The sequence below is a fragment of the Arthrobacter crusticola genome, from assembly GCF_004357995.1.
Lineage (GTDB): Bacteria > Actinomycetota > Actinomycetes > Actinomycetales > Micrococcaceae > Arthrobacter_D > Arthrobacter_D crusticola.
The window spans coordinates 122,834-144,042 of the sequence record NZ_SMTK01000002.1; the positions used below are offsets into that span (position 1 = coordinate 122,834).

The 21,209-nt window shown below is 67.4% G+C and carries 17 protein-coding genes; 6 read left to right on the forward strand and 11 right to left on the reverse strand.

The window, feature by feature from the left end; all coding sequences use genetic code 11:
* Positions 1-23 precede the first annotated feature (23 nt).
* Complete coding sequence (locus tag E2F48_RS04595) at positions 24-3,305, reverse strand: DEAD/DEAH box helicase (protein WP_133402844.1); 3,282 nt, start codon at positions 3,303-3,305, stop codon at positions 24-26.
* A 198-nt stretch (positions 3,306-3,503) separates the two neighbouring features.
* Here E2F48_RS04595 and E2F48_RS04600 point away from each other — a divergent pair, with 198 nt between their 5' ends.
* Positions 3,504-4,808: a cation:proton antiporter gene (locus E2F48_RS04600; RefSeq protein WP_133402845.1), complete on the forward strand. Its 1,305-nt coding sequence runs from the start codon at positions 3,504-3,506 to the stop codon at positions 4,806-4,808.
* Between the two features lie 26 nt (positions 4,809-4,834).
* Here E2F48_RS04600 and E2F48_RS17270 read toward each other — a convergent pair whose 3' ends face one another.
* Entirely contained in the window at positions 4,835-5,005 is a 171-nt protein-coding gene (locus tag E2F48_RS17270) for a hypothetical protein (RefSeq protein WP_165968690.1), read from the reverse strand.
* A 230-nt stretch (positions 5,006-5,235) separates the two neighbouring features.
* Here E2F48_RS17270 and E2F48_RS04605 point away from each other — a divergent pair, with 230 nt between their 5' ends.
* Complete coding sequence (locus E2F48_RS04605; RefSeq protein WP_133403371.1) at positions 5,236-6,225, forward strand: LLM class flavin-dependent oxidoreductase; 990 nt, start codon at positions 5,236-5,238, stop codon at positions 6,223-6,225.
* 214 nt (positions 6,226-6,439) lie between these two features.
* The gene (locus E2F48_RS04610; protein ID WP_026533290.1) at positions 6,440-6,643 is read left to right on the forward strand and encodes a cold-shock protein; all 204 of its coding nucleotides are present in this window, start codon (positions 6,440-6,442) and stop codon (positions 6,641-6,643) included.
* A gap of 103 nt (positions 6,644-6,746) precedes the next feature.
* Here E2F48_RS04610 and E2F48_RS04615 read toward each other — a convergent pair whose 3' ends face one another.
* Positions 6,747-10,274 carry a TM0106 family RecB-like putative nuclease gene (locus E2F48_RS04615; RefSeq protein ID WP_133402846.1) on the reverse strand — a complete coding sequence of 1,176 codons (3,528 nt, stop codon included), beginning with the start codon at positions 10,272-10,274 and terminating at the stop codon, positions 6,747-6,749.
* A gap of 176 nt (positions 10,275-10,450) precedes the next feature.
* Between E2F48_RS04615 and E2F48_RS04620 the strand changes: the two genes are divergently transcribed.
* Complete coding sequence (locus E2F48_RS04620) at positions 10,451-10,909, forward strand: DUF3817 domain-containing protein (RefSeq protein WP_133402847.1); 459 nt, start codon at positions 10,451-10,453, stop codon at positions 10,907-10,909.
* 44 nt (positions 10,910-10,953) lie between these two features.
* On the opposite strand, the gene E2F48_RS04625 is transcribed toward E2F48_RS04620, so the two are convergent.
* Together E2F48_RS04625 and E2F48_RS04630 are read right to left on the reverse strand one after the other, a co-directional pair.
* Complete coding sequence (locus tag E2F48_RS04625) at positions 10,954-11,973, reverse strand: isopenicillin N synthase family dioxygenase (protein WP_133402848.1); 1,020 nt, start codon at positions 11,971-11,973, stop codon at positions 10,954-10,956.
* Positions 11,974-12,039: 66 nt separating this feature from the next.
* A complete protein-coding gene (locus E2F48_RS04630; RefSeq protein WP_246018520.1) occupies positions 12,040-12,444 on the reverse strand; it encodes a DUF1232 domain-containing protein in 405 nt (134 codons plus the stop codon).
* A gap of 203 nt (positions 12,445-12,647) precedes the next feature.
* Here E2F48_RS04630 and E2F48_RS04635 point away from each other — a divergent pair, with 203 nt between their 5' ends.
* Positions 12,648-13,019 (forward strand): hypothetical protein, encoded by a 372-nt coding sequence (locus E2F48_RS04635; protein WP_133402849.1) that lies wholly within the window; start codon positions 12,648-12,650, stop codon positions 13,017-13,019.
* Here the strand turns inward: E2F48_RS04635 and E2F48_RS04640 are convergent.
* The 6 genes from E2F48_RS04640 to E2F48_RS04665 all read right to left on the reverse strand — a co-directional run bounded on the left by E2F48_RS04640 (position 13,016) and on the right by E2F48_RS04665 (position 19,406).
* Positions 13,016-13,606, reverse strand: coding sequence for a GNAT family N-acetyltransferase (locus E2F48_RS04640; RefSeq protein ID WP_133402850.1), 591 nt, complete (start codon positions 13,604-13,606; stop codon positions 13,016-13,018). The two genes, E2F48_RS04635 and E2F48_RS04640, sit on opposite strands and share 4 nt — an antisense overlap.
* 199 nt (positions 13,607-13,805) lie before the next feature.
* Entirely contained in the window at positions 13,806-14,888 is a 1,083-nt protein-coding gene (locus tag E2F48_RS04645) for a CE1758 family FMN-dependent luciferase-like monooxygenase (RefSeq protein ID WP_133402851.1), read from the reverse strand.
* Between the two features lie 69 nt (positions 14,889-14,957).
* Positions 14,958-16,151 carry an MFS transporter gene (locus E2F48_RS04650; RefSeq protein WP_133402852.1) on the reverse strand — a complete coding sequence of 398 codons (1,194 nt, stop codon included), beginning with the start codon at positions 16,149-16,151 and terminating at the stop codon, positions 14,958-14,960.
* Position 16,152: 1 nt separating this feature from the next.
* Positions 16,153-16,671, reverse strand: coding sequence for a DoxX family protein (locus E2F48_RS04655; RefSeq protein ID WP_133402853.1), 519 nt, complete (start codon positions 16,669-16,671; stop codon positions 16,153-16,155).
* A 99-nt stretch (positions 16,672-16,770) separates the two neighbouring features.
* Complete coding sequence (locus E2F48_RS04660) at positions 16,771-17,436, reverse strand: hydrolase (RefSeq protein WP_133402854.1); 666 nt, start codon at positions 17,434-17,436, stop codon at positions 16,771-16,773.
* Between the two features lie 77 nt (positions 17,437-17,513).
* Entirely contained in the window at positions 17,514-19,406 is a 1,893-nt protein-coding gene (locus E2F48_RS04665; RefSeq protein WP_133402855.1) for an amidohydrolase, read from the reverse strand.
* 575 nt (positions 19,407-19,981) lie between these two features.
* Here E2F48_RS04665 and E2F48_RS04670 point away from each other — a divergent pair.
* The gene (locus tag E2F48_RS04670) at positions 19,982-21,052 is read left to right on the forward strand and encodes an alkene reductase (protein WP_133402856.1); all 1,071 of its coding nucleotides are present in this window, start codon (positions 19,982-19,984) and stop codon (positions 21,050-21,052) included.
* Positions 21,053-21,209: the final 157 nt, after the last annotated feature.

Consider the following 21,209-nt stretch of genomic DNA (forward strand, 5'->3'; position numbering starts at 1 on the left):
CCAGCGGTCACTGGCCCGTAGGCTCAGGCCTCGAGCAGGCCGCGGATGTCCTCGGCGGTGAGCGCCGAGCTGAACACGGCGTCGTCGTCCATGACGGAGTTGAAGAGCTGGGCCTTCTGCTCCTTGAGCTTCATCACCTTCTCCTCGATGGTGCCCTTGGAGACCATCCGGTAGACCATGACGTTCTTCGTTTGCCCGATCCGGTGGGTCCGGTCGACCGCCTGCGCCTCGCTGGCCGGGTTCCACCAGGGGTCGAGGAGGAAGCAGTAGTCGGCCTCGGTCAGGTTCAGGCCGAAACCGCCGGCCTTGAGGCTGATCAGGAACACCGGCGCCGAGCCTTCCTTGAACCTGTCGATCACCTCGCCCCGGCTGCGCGTCGAGCCGTCGAGGTAGGCATACTCGATTCCGCGGGCCTCAAGCTGTTCGGCGGCCTTCTTCAGGTAGGAGGTGAACTGGCTGAACACCAGGGCGCGGTGGCCCTCGGCCAGGACGTCCTCGAGCTGTTCGAAGAGCACCTCAAGCTTGGCCGAGGGAACGTCCGCGTGGTCGGGGTCGACGAGGGAGGCGTCGAGGCTCAGCATGCGCAGCAGCGTCAGCGACCGGAACACGATCATGCGGTTGCTGTTGAGGTCATCGATGAGGCCCAGCAGCTTCTGCCGTTCCCGCTGGAGGTAGGTCGAATAGATGTGGCGGTGCTCGGGGGTGAGCTCGACCTCGAGGACCTGCTCCTGCTTCGGCGGCAGGTCGGAGGCGACGGCCTCCTTGGTGCGGCGCATCATCAGGGGGCGGATGCGCCGGCGCAGCCGCGCCAGCGGGCGGTTGTCGCCGATCTTCTCGATCGGGGTGCGGTAGTCCTCGGTGAACCGGCGGGCCGAGGGGAACAGCCCGGGGGCGACGATATTGAACATCGCCCACAGTTCCATCAGGTTGTTCTCCATGGGCGTGCCCGTGATCGCCAGCTTGAAGGGCGCGGCGAAGTCCTTGGCGGCCTGGTGGACCTTCGAGGTGCGGTTCTTGACGAACTGGGCCTCGTCGAGGATCAGCCCGGCCCACTCGGTTTCCGAGTACGCGTCAAGGTCGAGCCGGAACAGGGTGTAGGAGGTCACGACGACGTCGGCGCCGCGCACCTGCTCGCGGATCGGTACCCCGGAGGCACCCTGGGTGTCGGTGATGCCGACGACGTGGAGCCCGGGGGTGAAGCGGTGGGTTTCGTTGATCCAGTTCGGCACCACGGAGGTCGGTGCGACGATGAGGAAGGGAGCGTGCGGCCCGCCGGTCTCATGGGCGTGCTGGATCAGGGTCAGGGCCTGAAGGGTTTTACCGAGGCCCATGTCGTCCGCGAGCACACCACCGAGCCGGTGCCGCCAGAGGAAGGCGAGCCAGTTGAAGCCTTCCTTCTGGTAGGGCCGCAGTTCGGCCTTGACCCCCAGGGGAACCTCGACCGGTGCCAGGTCGGGAAGCTCGAGCAGCCCGGCGACGGCGTTCCGCCAGGACTCGGCCTGCTCCGTCTCGTCGGCGAGGTCTTCGAACTCGGCCCACAGCCCGGCCTGGTAGCGGCTGATCTGGAACCCGGTCTCCCACTCCGTGAGGCCGCGTGCCTCCTCGATCAGTTCGCGCAGCTGGTCGAAAACGGGCTGCTGGAGGGACAGGTAGCTGTTGTCGACGAGCTTGAGCTTCGTCCGGCCCTGCGCGAGGGCGCGGAAGATGGAGTCGAAGGGGATCTTGCGACCGCTGACCGTCACCATCACGCCCAGGTCGAACCAGTCCCGGTCCTCGGTCTCGACGGTGCTGATGACCAGCTGCGGAGTTTCGGTCAGGTGCTCGTAGTCGGGTTTCTCCCCGACGACGTCGACCTCGAGGCCCGGTTCCGCCTCGATCCGCGGCAGCACCGACTCCGTGAACTCCACGGCCTGCATGTCCTCGAGGGTGGTCTTCCGCAGCGGCAGCGGGCTGAGCAGCGCCCGGGCGGCCGCCTCCAGGGCGTCCTCGGCGTCGGGGTCCCGGTAGCCGTCAGCGGCGGCCGGGCCGCCGCCCAGCGGGTGGCGCTGCACGGCGGTGCCGAAGGTGTACCGGAAGTCCCAGGAGAGGGTCACCGCACCGTCGGGCCGGTAGGCGGCGGTGAGGACGAGCGCCGGGGGCTGGACCTCGGGCAGGTCCACGCTTCCATCGCTGCTGGCGACCTTGAGCGACCGGCTGAGGCGGGGGTAGTACTCCTCGAGGAAGATGGAGGTCTCTTCGGCCGGGATGAGGACCGGGCGGGCGCGGCGGAGCAGTTCAAGGTCCTGTCCGCTGAGCTTCTTTCCGGTCGGGGCGAGGGTGATTGTCGTATCCGGCGCCACCGTGTAGATCCCGTGGTCGCTGATGACGTGGGCGGTCTCCGGCGGGTGGATCCGCCCATCGATCTCCAGGATGGGGGAGAGCTGCACCGCGTCGTCGGCCGACGCCGTCGCGTCGAGGCGCAGGGTGGCCCGGTGGGCGAGGACGACGGTCACCGACTTCTTCGAACCGACGAACTCGATGCCGAGCCGCCCCGCTTCCTCGAGGAGGTGCCAGAGCAGGGGATTGCTGAAGTCGTCGAGATACAGCCACGAGTCATTGTTGCCGAAGTAATTGACGCCGGTGCCCCGGTGCAGGGCAGGGAACTGGGAGAACCAGCGGTGCTGATCCGGGTCCAGCCGCAACCCATAGGTCTGGTAGCTGATGCTTCCCCACGAGAGGTTGTTCTTCACCCACTTGCCCTTGGAATTCTGGCTCACGGGGCGCACCCCCAGCCGGGCATTGAGGGTGCGCAGGCCCTGCCGGTCGGCGGCCGATCCCCAGCGCTGGACCGCCACCTCGGGGGTGCGTACCTCGAACTGCAGGCCCAACGGCGTCGTCGGCGCTGCGGGCACTTCGGCAGTGCCGGGGGCCGGGTCGAGCAGTTCACTCAGTGAGGCCTGCCAGCCCGCCGCCGGCCGCGGAGGCGGCGGTGCCGCGGTGGTCTCCTGGCGGGCCAGGAGGTGCTCGGTGTTGCTCTGGAGGGCGGTGGCGGCAACATGCTTGCAGTCCGAGCCGACGGGGCAGCTGCAGAAGTTTTCGAGGGGACGGAAGCGGCCGTCACCCTTGAGGCCGAGGCGCAGCTTGGTGCGGTATTCGGCGGGCGCGCTTCCCCGCACCCGGCCGGTGAGGATCTTCGCGCTCGCGTCCCAGGCGAGGGAACTGACGGCGCCGTCCTTGGCGTAGACCTGTCCGCGTTGGAACGACGCACCGCCCACGATGCGGATGATGTCGGTGACATCGATCAGGGGGTGGGACGAAGAGGGCATACTTTCATGCTCTCACGCGGCGGCTGCGCACCGTGCCCGGGAGGCGGTGCTGTCCGCTGTCGGCCATACCGTCCCCCGCGCGGATCTCCATCCGGCGGGGACCGGCCGGCTTCCGGCCGGGTTTCGGTACCCGGTGCACCGATGCAGCACGTAAGGTACGAAAGGGGCTGTCCAACGTCTTCCGGAGAAAGGGTGCCGGTGTTCGAAGCGCCGAGTTTTATCTACGCTGCCGCCGGGCTCGCGGTTTTTGCCGCCGCCCTGCTGCCCCGCCTCCTGATGCGGGCGCCCATCTCCATGCCCATGGTGTTCCTTGGGGCCGGGGTGCTCGCCTTCTCCCTGATCGAAACGCTGCCCACCCCCGACCCGGTGACCCACGGTGACTTCACCACCCACCTCGCCGAGGTCTGCGTCATCATCTCCCTCATGGGTGCAGGGCTCGCCCTGGACCGCAGGGTGGGCAGGAAGCGGTGGGCCACCACCTGGCGCCTGCTGGGCATCGCGATGCCCCTGTGCATCCTGGGCCTCATGCTCCTCGGCCTCTGGGTGCTGGGCTTGGGAATCGCTGCGGCGCTTCTTGTCGCCGCGGCCCTTGCACCCACCGATCCGGTGCTCGCCTCGGAGGTGCAGGTGGGCGAACCGTCCGAATCGGAGGAGGATCTCGGCGGCGAGGACGAGGTGCGCTTCGGGCTCACCTCGGAGGCCGGCCTCAACGACGGTCTTGCCTTCCCCTTCGTCTATCTCGCGATCGCCATCAGCCTCGTGGGGGCGGCCCCCGGCGCCTGGTTCCCCGAGTGGATAGCGCTGGATGTGGCGTGGCGCCTGGGCATCGGCTGCCTCTTCGGGTTCGGCATGGGCAAGCTGCTTGGCCGGTTGTTCTTCTCGGCCCGGATCGAAACCGTCCGGTTGGCGAACCACTCCGAAGGGTTCGTGGCGCTGGCAGCGACCTTCCTGACCTACGGCCTCACCGAACTCGCCGAGGGGTATGGCTTCATCGCCGTCTTCGTCTGCGCCGTCACCATCCGCGCTGCGGAGCAGACAAGCGGCTACCACGGTGTCCTACACAGCTACATCGAGCAGCTCGAACGACTGCTCACGGTCGTGGTGCTTGTCCTGCTCGGGGGAGCCATCTCCCGCGGCCTGCTGATGGGTCTGACCTGGCAGGAGATCCTCGTCGCCGTCCTTTTCCTCCTCGTGATCCGTCCCGCTGCCGCCTGGGTCAGCCTCGCCCGGGGACGCACCGGGCTCTGGGAGCGGGGCGTGCTTTCATTCTTCGGTGTCCGCGGGATCGGCTCGATCTACTACCTGGGGTATGCGCTGTCGAAGGGAGAGTTCGACGCCGAGGAAGCCTCGCTGTGGCGGATCGTGGCGCTGGTGATCTGCATGTCCATCGTGCTTCACGGAATGACCGCCGCCCCGGTGATCAATGCGCTCGACCATGCGCGCGAACGCAAGGCGGTGCGGGTCAGCGGTGACGAGGGACAGGCGCCGAAAACGCCGATCTAGTCCGCAGGGCCTCCCGCGGCCAAACCTCAGCGGAGGTGCTCGAGCCGGCGTTGGATGGCCTCGAGTTCGGAGCTCAGCGAGGCAAGGCCCCCGGCGCTGTTCTCGGTGGCAAGGGCGCGCACCAGTTCGTCCTGCCGTGCCCGCAGTCCGGCCTCGGTGGTCGGAAGCTCGAAATCAGCCATCCCGGAATCAGCCATGGTGCCATCCTGCCAGATGCACAGCCTGGCAGATGCCTGCCCGGCACCGGCGGGCCGGACTGCCCGAGCGGTGAATGGCCCGGACAGCGGACGCTCCGAAAGAGGACGCGCCGGAAGAGGGCGCCGAAATAAGTAACGCGTTCCTTCCGTTGCCTAATGCATACCCGGTCCACTGATAGCCGGGAAACGCGATAGCACAGGGCGCTCCTCCTGGGAAGGCTTTTCTCTTGATATCTGTTCCTTTGTCCATCCTCGACCTGGCCCACATACCGCAGGGAGGCACCGCTGCCGGAAGCCTCGCTGCGAGCGTGCGGCTGGCCCAGAGCGCGGAGAAGTGGGGGTATCGGAGGATCTGGTACGCCGAGCACCACAACATGAGCAGCATCGCCTCCTCTGCGACGAGCGTGCTGATCGCCCACGTCGCAGCGGCCACCACCAGCATCCGGCTGGGTTCCGGCGGAATCATGCTGCCGAACCATTCACCCCTGACGATCGCCGAACAGTTCGGGACCCTCGAGACCCTCCACCCGGGCCGGATCGACCTCGGCCTGGGCCGCGCCCCGGGAAGCGACGGGAACACGATGCGGGCGCTGCGCCGCGACCCGGCCGCTGCCGACACGTTCCCGCAGGATGTCCTCGAACTCCAGGGTTACCTCTCGGGTGATACGCGCATCCCGGGAGTCCACGCCACGCCCGGACGCGGGACGAACGTTCCCCTGTACATCCTTGGCTCCTCGCTGTTCGGGGCGCGCCTGGCGGCGACGCTCGGGCTGCCCTATGCGTTCGCCTCGCACTTCGCCCCGGGGGCGCTCCGGGAGGCCGTGGCGTTGTATCGGCGCGAGTTTAAGCCCTCCGCCCAGCTCGAGCAGCCCCACGTCATTGCGGGCCTCAATGTCATTGCGGCCGATACCGAGGATGAGGCGCGGAACCAGTTCCAGGAGGGGCAGCGGAGGATGGCCGAGCTGTTGCTCGGGCGCGGCCGCGCCTTCACCCCGGAGGAGGCCGATGCCCTCCTCGCCTCTCCGGGAGGCCAGCAGGTGGCGCAGATGTTCACCTACTCGGCCGTGGGTACCCCACCCCAGGTGCAGGACTACCTCGAGGGCTTCACCAGGCACGCAGATGCCGATGAACTGATTCTTGCCACCAGGGCCAGTTCCGAGGAGGCATGGCTGCGTTCTTTCGAGCTGGTTGCAGGCCTTGCGCGGCCGGTGGCCGCCTGAGGCCCAAATATTTAAAAGAAGGTTTGGATTCCTGCTTGCCATCACCCATGGTGGTGCTGTTAGGTTGGTAACGGTTGTAGTGTTGCGCATTTGTATTTCACGTGGTGTAGCTCTTCGGGGCCCACGCCGCATCTCTGAAAGAGCGGACAAGCACGCCGCGACTGGGGCTTTCCGAAAGTCGGAGAGCGTCTGAATTTCAGAAGGATAAACAAAAATGGCAACAGGTACCGTGAAGTGGTTCAACGCTGAAAAGGGCTTCGGCTTCATCGCCCCCGACGACGGAAGCGCAGATGTGTTCGCACACTTCTCCGCCATCAATGCCAGCGGCTACCGCTCGCTTGATGAGAACCAGAAGGTTAGCTTCGACACCGAGCAGGGCCCCAAGGGCCCCCAGGCGTCAAACATCCAGCCTCTCTAAGGTCCGGATCTAAGGCAGGGCGGGATTTTCCCGCCCTGCCTTTGTTTAACCCCGCTACGGGTCCGAGGTGCCGGGGCCTCGCGTCGACGGTGCCAGGCCCGGCTCAGGCCCCACCGGCGCACAGGCCAATGAAAGCGCCGAGCTCCTCGAGGGCCTGCGGCCGCGGGGGGACGTGATCGGTGAGCCCCGGCGCGCGGACGATCACGGCACGCCACTGCCCCCGTGACACTGCGACGTTGATGCGGTTGCGGCTGAGCAGGAACTCAATTCCCCGGGGCGCCTCGGCGGCGCTCGAGCAGGCCATCGAGACGATCACGACGGCCGCCTCCTGGCCCTGGAACTTATCGACTGTCCCAACCCGCACCCTCCGGTAGCCCGCGTCGTCGAGCGTGGTCCGGATCAGTTGCACCTGTGCGTTGTAGGCAGCGACGACGAGGAGGTCCCCCTCACCCAGGGGCCGCGCTCCGGTACCGTCCCCAGACGTCCAGCCCCGGCCGAGGTGCCGCTCGACCTGCGCGAGCACCTCCGCCGCCTCCTCCGGGGAGGAGGTGCTCCGCCGCTCGGTGTGCTCCACCATCACGCATTCGACGCCCGCGGCAAGCCCGTCAAGGTGCCGGAGCGCGGCGGACGGCGTGGATTCGAGCCGTCGATCGTAGGAGAGCCGGGAGACGAAGGCGCACAGCGCCGGATGCATCCGCCAGCTGTCGGCGAGGAAATACCCGAACCATTCGGGGAGCGTCGCGTGCCCGTCGGAAAGCCAGCCAAGGGCCGATTCATGAACCGGTTCGGGATGGCTGCCCTGGGTGACCTGGGGGAGCTGCTGCGGATCACCGAGCAGCAGCAGCCGCCGCGCCGAGCGTGCCACTGCGAGGGTGTTCGCAAGGGAGAACTGGCCGGCCTCGTCGATGACCAAAAGGTCGAGCGAGCCCGCCGGGACCTTGGTGCCGGTCATCGTCCAGGCCGTGCCGCCGATCAGGCAACCGGCGTCCTCGTCAAGCAGCGCGGCGACGCCGTCGTCGGTGGTGTTCGGCCAGGGGGCGGCGGGGTCCGCTGTCTTCTTTGCAACTCTTTCCGGGGGCACCCCGGCCCGGAGCGCTGCCCCGAGCAGGTTTTCGACGACGGCATGGGACTGGGCGACGACGCCGACCTTCCAGCCGCGGGCGACGAGCTGGGTGATCACCGCGGCGCCGACGAAGGTCTTGCCGGTTCCGGGCGGTCCCTGGACGGCCAGATAGGACGAGTCGAGCCGTTCGACCGCCGCGGTGATGGCGTCGACATAGCCGGTGGGGCCGGGAAGGGCCGGAGGGAGGACACCGCTGGTCAGCCGCGGTGGAGTCCTGCGGAGCAGATCAAGGCCAGGCCCACGGGGGAGATCGGGAAGGGTCGAGCCGACCTCGGCGGCCACGGCGAGCAGCGCCGCCTCGATGGAGGGGGTGCGGATGGGCTGGTCGGGGGCGAGCGCCACGGGCAGGAACGGGTGGGCGGGCGCGCCGGCCCGCAGCCGTTCCTCAAGGAGGATCACGTCCTTCCCGGCGTCGGTTCCGGCAGTGAGCACCTTCGCACCGAACCACCCGCCCCGTCCCGAGTCGCTGGAGTCGACCCCATCGGGCAGGGGCTCCTCGTACATGCTGAACCAGGTTGAGTCCCTCCGGAAGTCCGAACCTTCGGGAAGGACCCCGGTGAGGCGGAGGGTCCGGGAGAGGGAGCGGGCACGCGGGGTGCGCAGCGCCCAGTCCGTCTCCACCTCGACGGACTCGGGAAGGAACATGTCCCGGGCCTGCGTCCAGCTCTCGGGCGGGGTGCCGAGCCGGTCGAAGTGCTCCCACCAGAACTGCTTGCGTTCTCGCCGGTGATAGCCCACCGCCGCGGCCACCATCGCCACGGCCCGATCATCCGGACCCTGCGCGGCCGCCGGGAGGGAGCCGACGTACCTCAGCAGGTGCGCCTCCTCCGGCTGCGGCTCGGACGCGGTGCGCTCGCGTTCCGGCGGGCTTGCCGAAGCGGGCCCGATCCCACGTTCGCCGGCCCGCTCGAGGAGCCAATTGCGCAGGTGCAGGGTGGAGCGGCAATCGTACTCGTTGTAGTCGCGGATGCCGGCGATCAGCTCGGCGGCCCGGGCATCGTCACCGGCGTCGCGGGCCGCGCAGTACTCGGAGTAGGCGACGACGGACGCCCCGGCGTCGGTAATCGCTCCGGTTCGAAGGTCGGCCCCCATATAGAGGGGTTCGAGGGCCTTGATGCTGTAGGACTTCTCCGAGATGCGCAGGCTGCGCCGAACGACGTCGTAGAGGTCGATCAGCACGCCCTCGCGCAGCAGCGTGTCCACCGCGTCCTCGCCGAGCACGTGGGTCATCGACAGCCGGCGCAGGGCGCTCTTCTCGTAGGCCGCGTAGTGGTAGATGTGGAGGGCCGGATACCGGGCGCGGCGCTCCGCGACATAGTCGAGGAAGCTGCTGAAGGCCGTCCGCTCCTCCGCCCGGGAGTGGGCCCAGAACGCCCGGAACGGCGGCTTCGATCCGGCATCCCGGGCATTCTCGACGACGCCGAAAAGGTACTCGATTCCCCAGGACCCCGTTCCGGGGTCCTGCCAGAGCGGGTCTCCCTCGAAGTCGAAGAAAATATCCCCCTGATCGGGCGGGGGCAGCAGGCCCAGGGCGTGGCCGGGCAGGACCTTGTACGCAAGGCGCCGGGACGTGCCGTCGGCACCGGTGTAGTTCACGCCGCCGTCGGGCCGCTCAAGGCCCGTCTGCATCCGGGCCTGGTCGCGCAGCCGTGCGAGGGCCGGGGAGCCTCCGGGAGCTTCGCTCGCCGCAAGCTGGTCGATCGTGGAAATGCCTGCTTTCCGCAGATCGGCGCGCTGGGCCAGGCTCAGGTTCGCCACGAGCAGCACATCCCGCGTCGACTCCACCATCTGCTGGCAGTAGTCGCACCGGCCGCAGGCGGTATGGCCCGGGCCGTCCCATTCGACCGGGTCCGGTTGGGCGCGGTGCGCCGCCAGGAGGTCAAGGAACCGTGCCCGGCGTTCCCGGTAGACCGGGATGAGATCGTCGAGGCTGTGGACGCTCGAGGTGCCGTCCCCAAGGACGAGGGTCACCTGGGGTGCCGGAGTGAGCCCGGCCCGCAGGAGCTGGTCGCCGTAGGCTGCGAGTTGCAGCAGGGCCCCGACCTTCGCGTGCCGCGCGAGCTTGGTGTCCCACACCGCATAGCCGCCGTCGGTGTGTACCAGGAAGTCGGAGCGGCCGTGGAACACCCCGTCGAAGAAGGAGGCCTGGAAGACGACGCCGGCCCCGGCGCGCAGGGCCCCCAACGATTCCTCGTGCTTCGCCGTCAGGGTGGCGCGGTCCATGGTGGCTGCCGGAACCACCTCGTACACGCCGCCCGGGTTCCCGGGGGAGTACGTGCCGAGTTCGGCTGTGAACTTCTCGAGGACCCGGTGCTCGTGCACATCGCCCAGGGCCGCGGCGCGCTGTAGCATCTCATCGGCGGTGAACTTGGCCGGCGGAGTGCGGCCGAGTTTCTCATCGAGGATCCGCAGGACGCGGTACTCGCACTCGGCGGCGTTGACAAGGTCGCTCGCCGAGAACACGAGGTCGGCCCCGGCGTCCGGTGCGGCATTTTCAAGCAGGAACACGGGTCCTCCCGGCGGCTGGGCGATCAGCAACAATCTACCAAGGGGGATGCGGTAGCGTGGAAGGGCCTGTTTACCCTTAGGTTGGTGCCGGGACCGAGGCGCTGCCACCAGCGGCTGCGGTGCGCCCGCCGCCTTCTACCGGCTCCGCCCGAACACCCACTGCCTTTTGGAGATCCATGAATCCGCTCACCCTGTTTCGGACCGTCGCCGTGGCCGAGGCTCTCACCTGGGCGTTCCTGCTCACCGCCATGTTCTTCAAGTACGTCACCCGAAGCACCGAAGCGCTCGTACCTCCGGCCGGCGGGATCCACGGGTTCGTGTTCCTCTGCTTTGTCGCCACCACGGTGTTTGTCTGGATCAACTCGAAGTGGTCATGGCGCACCGGCCTGCTGGGACTGGTCTCCGCCGTGGTGCCTTTCGCCACGATCCCCTTCGAGCTGATGGTTCAGCGCAGGGGGTTGCTCAGCGGCCCGTGGCGCCTCCGCCCGGGTGGGGAAGCTCCTCGGAACCCCGTCGAGACGGTTCAGGCCTGGGTGCTGCGCAGCCCCGTGCTCGCGGCGGCGCTCGCCGTCGTCGGGATCGGGGTCGTCTTCACGCTGCTGCTGATCGCCGGTCCGCCGGTCGCGGCGGGCTGAGGCGCACCCCGACCGGTACCGGTCGGGGTGCGCCGCCGGCGGTCCTACCTGCCGACCAGCTCGGGGTGGTGCAGTTCGGCGACGTCCGGGTGGGCCCGCAGGCGCCCCTTGAGGACGTTCGCTCCGTAGGAGGAGAGCATTGGGTTGTCGGGGTCGTCGGTGATGCCGGTCGCTGCCGCCGCGAGTTCATCGGGGAGCACCACCGGCTCGATGACCGCGTCAAGCCGGGGAGACCAGAAGAACGGGACCGCGTACCGGTCCACTCCGGGCGGAGGGGAGGCCACTCGATGGATCGTGGCGGCAAGGTACCCCTGGGTGGCTACCTCGAGCATCTCCCCAAGGTTGACGACGAGCGCACCGGGAATCGGTTCGACCGGCACCCACTCGGAACGTCCCCGGGGAAGCACCTCAAGCCCGCCCACCTCGTCCTGGAGCAGGAGGGTCACGAACCCGTAGTCGGCGTGGGAGCCGACGCCCTGGCCTTCGGCCCCGCCATCGCCGCCCACGTAGTGGACAAGCTTCGCCATCCACGCCGGCGTGCCTTCGAAGGGTTCGGCGAAGTGGTCCTCGGGCAGGCCCAGGGCCACGGAAAGGGCACCGAGCAGTTCGGCCCCCACGGTGGAGAGCAGTTCAGCCCAGGCCATTGCGGAGCGTTCAAGTTCGGGCAGGGCCTCGGAAGGCCACTGGTTGGGCCCCTGGAGGAGCCAGTACGGCTGCTCCACAGGATAGTTCTCGAGGGGTGCGCGGTCCGGGGAGAAGTCGATCTGTTCGCGGGCATCGGGCCTGCCGCGGGTGATCTCGGTTCCCAGCCGGGCGTAGCCCCGGAAGTGGGGGGACTGCCGGTTGTCGAGCCGCAGACGCTCCTCGAGCGGCAGGTCGAAGAACCGGCGGGCCACCGACAGCAGGTCTTCCGCCTGGGTGGCGGAGGCTCCGTAGTTGGTCACCTGGAAGAAGCCCACGGTGTGTGCGGCGTCGCGGAGCCGGTCGATGAACCGGGGATCGAAGGAACCATCGGGGCGGCGGGCCGTGCCGAGGTCGAAGACGGGGATTGTGCTTGAAACCATGCGGGGAGACTACGCCTGGTGCGGGCCGGGCCGTGCGCTCGGGTTACGTTCTGTGTCGCCGGCCGCTTACAGTCCGGCCAGCCGAAGGAGGACAGCAAGTCCCTGGGGGCTTCCCGGCCAATGGCGTTCGACGGCCCCGGTGCCCGCGCGGCGGACGGTGAGGCGAAGGACGAGGGCGACCAGGAGGACGTCGTCGGCATAGCCGATGACGGGCAGGAAATCCGGAACCAGGTCGATCGGGAGCAGCAGGTACGCGAGGAGCAGCAGGAGCGCCGCGCGCACCCCGGCAGGAACCGTCCGGTCGGCGGCGAGGCGCCGCAGCAGGCGGAGCAGGTCGGGCAGGAACCGCAGGGCATCGGTCATGGTGAGGGTCTCGGGGTGGGCCCGTGCATAGGCGGCAAGGCCAAGGAGCAGCAGCGCGTAGATCCCGAGCGCCACCGCCAACCAGCCAAGGACAACTGTTCCGTCCACGAACCTCCTTCTAGGGAATGAATCCCTGATGCCTCAAATGCAACATGCGTATCTTCCCACTGGTGAACTGGCGGGCTATAGTTCTGATGCCGCCTTACACAGATCGCATCGATGGGGGAACCTTCCACGCGGGCTCGGGCCGGTTCGCAGTTCTATTCGTGAGGTGCAGCACCTCAACCGCTTGTCCCTGGAAGGAATCTCCAATGTCCCAGTATGCGCACCCGAGCAGGCCCGCGTATCCCAGCGAGCAGCCCTTCAGCGGCGGAGGACAGTTCTACCGCGGGGCAGGTACGCCGGTGGACTCGCTGGCCGGCAAGAAGCACATGCAACTTTCCCTGGCCTTTGGGTTCCTGAGCTTCTGGCTTCCCATCGTCTTTGTGCCCCTTGCCCTGATTCAGGCAGGTAGGGCCGAGCGGCTGGGCGAACCCTCGACCGCGGGCAAAATCCTCGCCTGGACGGCCGTCGGCTACTGGATTCTTTCGGCGATCTGGGCGTTCATCCTCTATGCCTTCATCGCCAGCCAGCTTCCTATGCTCCTGGATTCCGTACCTCCGGTGTACAGTCCGCCCGTCTAGCCGCCGGTGAATGAGCCGGTTAGGGATCGTTCGAGGATGTAGTCGTCTTCGAGGCGCCCTCCCAACCGGAAGGTCTTCGTTCCGGCAATGCGGAAGCCGCTGCGCGAGTAGAACCGGATGGCCCGCTCGTTCTCCTGGTTGACCCCGAGCCAGATGCCCGGCATTCCGGTGCCGGCCGCCGTCTCCAGCGAGGCCTCCATCAACGCCCGCGCGGCGCCGGCCCCGTGGTGGGCGGGGTCGATATAGAACTTGCTGAGCTCCACTGCAGGAAGTACCGTCAAGGCCCCGCGGATCAGGGCATCGTCCGGCTGGGTTCTCACCAGCATGCTGTAGCCGCCGAGCCCACGTTTCGTCGAACCAGCGGCGTCCGAAGCATCACCGGGCGGGTGGAGTTCCACGCACAGGATCATCCGGTCGGGGTCGCCGAGGCGCTCCGCGAAGCGGCTCTCCGACAGCTCGGTCTCGAGGAAGCGCTGGATATCCCGGGGGTCCGAGCTCGGCGGGCAGGCAAGGGGGAAGGTCACGGCGGCGCAGGCAGCCAGCGCTGCGGCGTCGGCGGGAACCGCTGGGCGGACGGTGAAGCTCATCCCGTCATTATTGCCGTTGCAGTGCGGTCCGGTCCGCCGGTCCGATTGGAAGAACTTTGCGGATTGGGTGAGCCCGAGTGAACCGGACAACCCGGTGAACGGGACAAGCCCCGGTGGAAGGAGTCCTTCCACCGGGGCTTGTGTTCCATTACGGGCACATCAGCGCCCGCGGGCCCGCGGGTGCGTTCTGCGCCCCTCGTCAGGCAGCCGTGACGGAGCCGGGCTTGCGGGTGGTGTGGACCGGCCTGTCAGGGACGTGAGCAGGGCGGCGCTTGGCGAACTCCGCCCGCAGCTCGGGAAGGACAAGCTCGCCGAAGAGGTCGAGCTGGTTCAGCACCGTCTTCAGCGGCAGGCCCGCGTGGTCGATGAGGAACAGCTGGCGCTGGTAGTCGCCGAAGTATTCCTGGAAGGAGAGGGTCTTTTCGATGACCTCCTGCGGGCTGCCGACGGTCAGCGGAGTCTGGGCCATAAAGTCCTCCATCCGCGGGCCGTGGCCGTAGACCGGGGCGTTGTCGAAGAACGGACGGAACTCCTTGATCGCGTCCTGGGATTTCCTGGCCATGAAGAACTGGCCACCGAGGCCCACGATCGCCTGGTCGGCGGCCCCGTGGCCGTAGTGGGCGTAGCGCTCCCGGTAGAGCCCGATGAGCTGCTGGTAGTGCTCCTTGGGCCAGAAGATGTTGTTCGCGAAGAACCCGTCGCCGAAGTAGGCGGCGATCTCGGCGACCTCGGGGGTGCGGATGGAGCCGTGCCAGACGAAGGGAGCGACGCCGTCGAGCGGGCGGGGGGTGGAGGTGAAGTTGCGCAGCGGGGTGCGGAACTTGCCCTCCCAGTTCACGACGTCGTTGTCCCACAGCTGGCGCAGCAGGTTGTAGTTCTCCACCGTCAGCTCCACGCTGTCCTGCTGGTTCTTGCCGAACCAGGGGTAGACCGGCCCGGTGTTGCCGCGCCCGAGGATCAGGTCCACGCGGCCGTCGGCCAGGTGCTGCAGGGTCGCGAAGTCCTCGGCGATCTTCACCGGGTCGTTGGTGGTGATCAGCGTGGTGGAGGTCGAGAGCTTGATCCGCTCGGTCTGCGCGGCGATGTAGCCCAGGATCGTCGTCGGGGAGCTGGCGTAGAAGGGCGGGTTGTGGTGCTCGCCGGTGGCATAGACATCCATGCCGATCTCTTCGACCTTCTTCGCGATGGCGACGGCTGCCTTGATGCGCTCGCCCTCGGTGGGGGTCTTGCCGGTAAGCGGGTTGCGGGTGACATCACTGACTGTGAAAACGCCGATTTCCATGATTTTTCTCCAAAGGGTGGTGCTGGTTTCTGAGGGGGTGGCTTCTGTGCGGCGCGGGCGCCGGAAGGTTCAGGCGGTTACGCGCGGTGACCGGCGGTTGACGATCCAGGCCACGGCGGCCAGGACCATCACGACGGCGATCACGAGAGTGGTTGCCGTGGTGAGCCCGAGGGGGCCGGTGAGGGCGCCGATTGAGAGGACCGGGATGGCGAGGCCGCTCTGCGCCGCGATGAAGTAGGCCGCGACACTCTTGGCGTGGCTCTCGTGCGGTACAGCGCGCGCGAGCTGTCCCAGGCCTCCCATGAAGGTGAGGCCGGCACCGATCCCGCCGATGACCGTGCCAAGCCCGAACACTCCGAGGTTTCCGGTGAGGAAGCCGGTAAGGACGAGGGCAAGGGCCGCAATCAGCAGGGGAAGCCCGCGGAGGATTGACCACCGGGGTTCCTTTCCACGGAACACGAGCTGGGCGATCACGCCGATCTCAAAGAGGATGAAGGTCGCAAGCCCGGCGATCGCGAGGTTGTGCACGTCGAGGGTCTGGGCGATAAACCGCGGGGTAAGGCTCGAGAACAGGCCAAGCAGGGTGAAGGTAGGGACGACGGCGATGGCCGACTTCCCGTAGATGCCGAGCGCGGGGCGGGGCGCCCCGACCCTCGGCGCCCAGTTGATCTTCCTGCCGGCCGTGCGCGGGTGGGTTTCGGGAACGAAGAACGTCAGCAGGAACACCAGGGCCACAAGTGTGCCGAAGACGATGAAGACCAGGGCCGTCGGTGCCGGCAGATACTGGGCGAAGACACCCGCGACGAGCGGTCCAAGGCCCAGGCCTCCCATGTTGGCGGCGGTCGAGATCATCGAGGGAAACGCCTTATTGGAACCCCGGTACAGCTCCGCGAGGGCCGCGGTGGCTGCCGACGTCATCAGGCCGACGCCGATACCGCTGAGGAACCGCCCCGCGAGCAGCATGGGGACGTTTGCTGCGAAGAGGAAGAACAGGGTGGAGGTGATGGTCAGCGCCAGGGCGGCGAAGGCCAGCGGCCTGCGGCCCACCTGATCGGAGAGTCCCCCGAAGAAGATCAGTGCGAGGAGGGTGCCCAGGACGTAAACGGCGAACACCCAGGTTGTGGTCTCGGCGCCGAACCCGAAATATTCGCCCCAGAGAGTGTAGAGGGGGATCGGCAGGGTGCCGCCGGTGGTGAGCAGCGCGAAGGTCGTCGCGATGATCGCGAATGAGGCGGTGTAGCGGGTCTGCGGTAGCCGGGCCATGTCAGAGGTGCCTTTGGTCGGGTCGATTTACTGGTGCGGTATGGAGCAGGACTCGAACGGTGAGACCGGCGGCTGCACCTACAAGCGTCGTGAGGATGCCTACCCAAAGCGGCAGGAGGTGTATTCCCAGGAGGGCATCCGCGGAGAGGGCGCCCGGACCGGTGAGGCTGAGCGCGCCGGCGATGGTGATGAGCACCAACGGGTACTCGTATCCGTCGTGTTGGGCCCAGAGACCGTTGGCCGCTTTGACCGTCAGTGCGACGGTCATCACCGCAATGGCCGCCATGCCCGCAAGCGGGGTGAGGAGACCGAAAGCGAGAAAGAGGCCGGACCCGAGCTGGCCGAGGCCCGCGGCGAGTGCCGTGCAGGCACCGCCGCGGAATCCATCGGCGCGAAACTCGCGAATGCCGCCTTGGAGCCCCGAGCCGCCGAGCCGGAAGGAAATCTTCTGCAGCCCGTGGCCGGCGATCAACAGTCCGATCACCACCCGCAGCAGCAGGATTCCAATATCGGCATTCATGATCCGGTCCCTTTCCTCGTTCTACTGGGTTCGTCGTTGTGCCCCCGCTGACCGGCCGGGCGGCCGGCCAGCGGGGTGTGCATTTCAGCCGGTGGCTGGTCAGCCGGCGTTTCCGCCGATGAAGTCACCTGCGTAGTGCATGCCCAGCCCGTAGGTTCCGCCGTGGGCCTTGACGACCTCGGTGACGGGCAGGTAGGTCTCGCCGCGGGCCCAGTCGCGCTGGAGTTCGAGCAGGACCTGGATCCAGGTCACGGGAACGGCGCCGGCGCGGGTCATGCGCTCCATGGCGTTGTCGTGGGCTTCCTTGGTGACTCCGCCGGAGGCATCGGAGACGACGTAGACCTCGTAGCCCTGGCCCAGCGCGGAGAGCGCGGGCAGGACCAGGCAAACCTCGGTCCACAGGCCGGACAGGACGATCTTGGTGCGGCCGGTGGCCTTGATGGCCTCGACGACGCGCTCGTCCTCCCAGGCGTTCATCGTGGTGCGGTCGATGATTTCCTGGTCCGGGAACACCGCGGCGAGGTCCGGCAGAATGTTGCCGGAGAAGGACTGCGCGGCCACGGTGGTCAGGATCGTGGGCACGTTGAAGGCCTTCGCGGACTTGGCCAGGCCGACGGTGGCGTTGATGATCGAGGTGCGGTCTCCGCTGCCGACGCCGAAGAACATCTGGGGCTGGTGGTCGACGAAGAGGAACACGCTGTTGTCCGGCGTGAGCAGGTCGTCACTGGGGGTGGCGGTGACATTGGCGAAATCGATGGTGGTCATTTCTTCTTTTCCTTTGGACTGGTTCCTGCTGAATGCCGTGCGAATGATTTCGTACAGGTTCTGCTTATTCATGGGGCTTAGTGGGCATGCGTTTCGAACGCGTTGTCGGCAATGGCGGGGGCCGCGCCGTAACGGGCTGCGCGCCACTGCCTCTGCTGCTCGGACTCGGCTGCAGCCTGGGCGAGCAGTTCGGCCTGACGGCCTCCGGCCATCGAGGGCTTGGGAGTCGCCTGGTATCCGCCGTAGTGGGCCACCGGGCTCCACAGCGGGGACACCCTGGGCATTTCCTCGTCCTGGCCCTCGTAGTCTCCGGCCGCGTACACGATCCGGCCGCCGACGACGGTGAACAGTGATTCGATGTGCGGGATATCCCGCTCGTCGATGCTGAAGAAGTCGTCCGAGAGGATCGAGAGGTCTCCGTAGAAGCCCTCCCGCAGCACGCCCTTCACGTTGTCCTCACCCGTGAGCTTGGCGCCGGCGATCGTGAACATCTCGAGTGCCTGCTCGCGGCTCACACGGTTCTCGGGCGGGTAGATAAGGGTGTCCCCGACCGTTCGTCCGGACACCAGCCAGTGCAGGGCCACCCAGGGGTTGTAGGAGGAAACGCGGGTGGCGTCGGTTCCTGCGCCGACGACGAGTCCACGGTCGAGCATCTTGCGGATCGGCGGGGCTTCGGCTGCCGCACCGGCGCCGTAGCGCTGGACGAAGGCCTCGCCCTGGAAGGACATGCGGTTCTGGATGGAGAGCGCTCCGCCCAGGGCCGCGACCCGGTCGAGGCTTCGGCCGCTGATCGTCTCGGCGTGGTCGAAGATCCACCGGTTGTCGCCGGGGAACAGGCCCTCGGCGGCAAGCTTCTCGAAGACCGCGAGGTCCCGCTCGATGGTCTCGTTGTAGGTGGCGTGGAGGCGGAAGCCCCAGCCGTTCTCCATCATGAGGCGGACGGCCTTCTCGAACTCAACCTCGTAGTCGGGGGAGAGCTCGGGACGCGGCTCGGTGAAGTTCTCGAAGTCGCCGGCGGCCCAGGTGAGGTTTTCACCGGCACCGTTGAGGCGGAGCCACTCGTCGCCGTCGCCCGGGCGGACCGTCTCGGTCCAGCGGCGGAGGTCGTCGACTTCCTGTCCGGCGACCTGCGGGAAGAGGTGGTAGGCGATGCGCAGCGACAGCTTGCCCTCGTTCGCCAGGTCCATCACCGTGCGGTAGTTGTCAGGGAAGTTCTGGAACCCGCCGGCTGCGTCGATGGCGGAGGTCAGGCCGAACCGGTTCAGTTCCCGCAGGTACTGGCGGGTCGAGTCCTTGCGTTCCTCGGCGGGCAGCAGCGGAGCCTTGGCCAGGGTCGAGTAGAGCACCAGTGCACTGGGAGCCGCCAGGAGGAGTCCGGTGGGCTCGCCGTCCCGCCCGCGGACGATCTGGCCGCCCTTGAAGTCGGGCGTCTCCCTGGAATAGCCAGCGGCCAGAACCGCGGCGCGGTTCAGCAGTGCGGAGGAGTAGAGGTTGAGGATGAACACCGGGGTGTCGGGGGCGGCCGCGTTCAGCTCGGCGAGAGTGGGAAGGCGCTTCTCGGCGAACTGCTCCTTCGTGAAGCCACCGACGACGCGGACCCACTGGCCCTTCGGGGTGCGGGCGGCCTGCTCGCGGAGCATTTGCATGGCCTGCTTCAGGGTGGGCACCCCGTCCCAGCGGAGCTCGAGGACGTAGTTGAGTCCGCCTCGGATGACATGGAGATGGGAATCGTTGAGTCCGGGAACGACCCGGCGGTTCTGCGCGTCAATGACCTTGGTCCCGGGACCGGCAACCTTGGCGATGTCGGCGTCGTCGCCGATGACCGTGACCTTCCCGTCGCGGACGGCGACGGCGGTCGCCTGCGGGCGGGCCGGATCGCCGGTGAAGATCTTGCCATTTCGAACAATCAGATCAGCGGGTTCGACCGCATCTGCTCGGGGGGTGATCCCGGCTACGGGCATTGTGGGCATATCTGCCCACCTCCAATCGACTAACAAACGTGTTCGCTCGGACCGTGGCGGTCCGGGTGCGGTGTGTACAACTTCGCTTCCACGAGATTTATTTCCTTGGAAGATGTTTGCCCGGAAACGTGCGTGGCGCGGGTCAATCGGGCATGGCTTCCGGCTGGGTCCGGGCAGAAAAAAGACTCAGCCGGGGGAGTCCGACTGCGTCTTCTGGAGGAAACGGCTTTGCTTGGCCCACCGGTTTGGACCGCGGACCGAAGGACGGCTCGGGGACCTTCGGTCGTCCGCGCCGCTGTCGGATTGCCGAGGACTGCCCCAGGCCGCAAGTTCCGCGCGTCGACCCAGCCGGGGAATAATCCGCCCACCCGATCCGCTATACATGTGGCTGGCAACGTAAAAAATCACCTGCACACCCCGGCTCGAAGCCATTCCCAACCCTCCAGCCCTGGGAATATCTTCGGAGGCTTATTCGCTATACATGTGGTCGGCAACCTAAAATAAGGCCGCTCTCGATCCACCACCCCAGCGGCCTCAGGGCCGCAAGCTCCGCAGCACCGACACCTAATGATTGGACAAACATCATGACGAACCTCTGGGATCCCATCTCCTTCGGCAATATCTCCCTGAACCACCGCCTTGCGATGGCTCCGATGACCCGCAGCCGGGCGAACGACGACGGCACGCCCGGACCGCTGACGGCGGAGTACTACACCCAGCGGGCCTCGCTGGGCCTGCTGATCACCGAAGGTGTTCAGCCGTCGGATGACGGCCAGGGTTACCTGAACACCCCGGGCATCTACACCGAAGCCCACGTTGAGGGCTGGCGTGAAGTGACCACCGCCGTGCACGAGGCTGGCGCCTCGATGTTTCTGCAGCTGATGCACGCCGGGCGGATGTCACACCCCGACAACACCCCCCACCACCGCACCGGGGTGGCCCCGTCGGCCATCGCTCCGGGTGTTCCGATGTTCACCCGGACCGGAGCGCAGGACATCCCCGCGCCCCGGGAGCTGAGCGTTGAGGAAATTGCCGCCACAGTGCAGGACTTTCGCACCGCGGCCGCGGCCGCCATCAGGGCCGGAGCCGACGGCGTCGAGCTCCACGGTGCCAACGGGTACCTCCTGCAGCAGTTCTTCGCCCCCAACGCGAATGTGCGCACGGATCAGTACGGGGGCTCGGTCGAGAACCGCGCCCGCTTTGCCCTTGAGGTCGCCCGCGGCGTTGCCGAGGAGATCGGCCCCGAGCGCACCGGCATCCGCCTCTCCCCGGGGCTGACCCTTGGTGGACTGGATGAGGGCCCCGAGTCGGCTGATCTCTACCGTTACCTCGTCGGTGAACTGGCCAAACTCGACCTGGCCTATGTGCACGTGCTGCACATCGGTGATGAGGACCTGCTGCGCGACATCCGGGCCGCCTTCCCCAACACGCTGCTGGTGCTGCGTGCCGGACGGGCCCGTGAAGACGTGGCCGTTGACGTCGAGGCCGGGCTGGCCGACATCGCCCCGATTGCTTCCTGGGCCCTGGCCAATCCTGATGTCGTCGAGCGCCTTCGCACGGGTGCGGAGCTCAATGAGGGCAACCCGGCAACGTACTACGGTGGCGGTGCTGCCGGTTACACCGACTACCCCGTGCTGGAACCAGCCGGAAGGTAATTCCAAAGCGGACTCACGGGCGCGGGGGTGCCGGTGGATGCGCATCGATGGGTGGAGGGGCTTCGGCCCCTCCACCCAATGGTTTTCCAGCCGTCGGTCGTCCAGCAGAGCATCGTTCCCGGGACCTCTCAGCGGCTCATGCCTTGGCCGGCCAGGT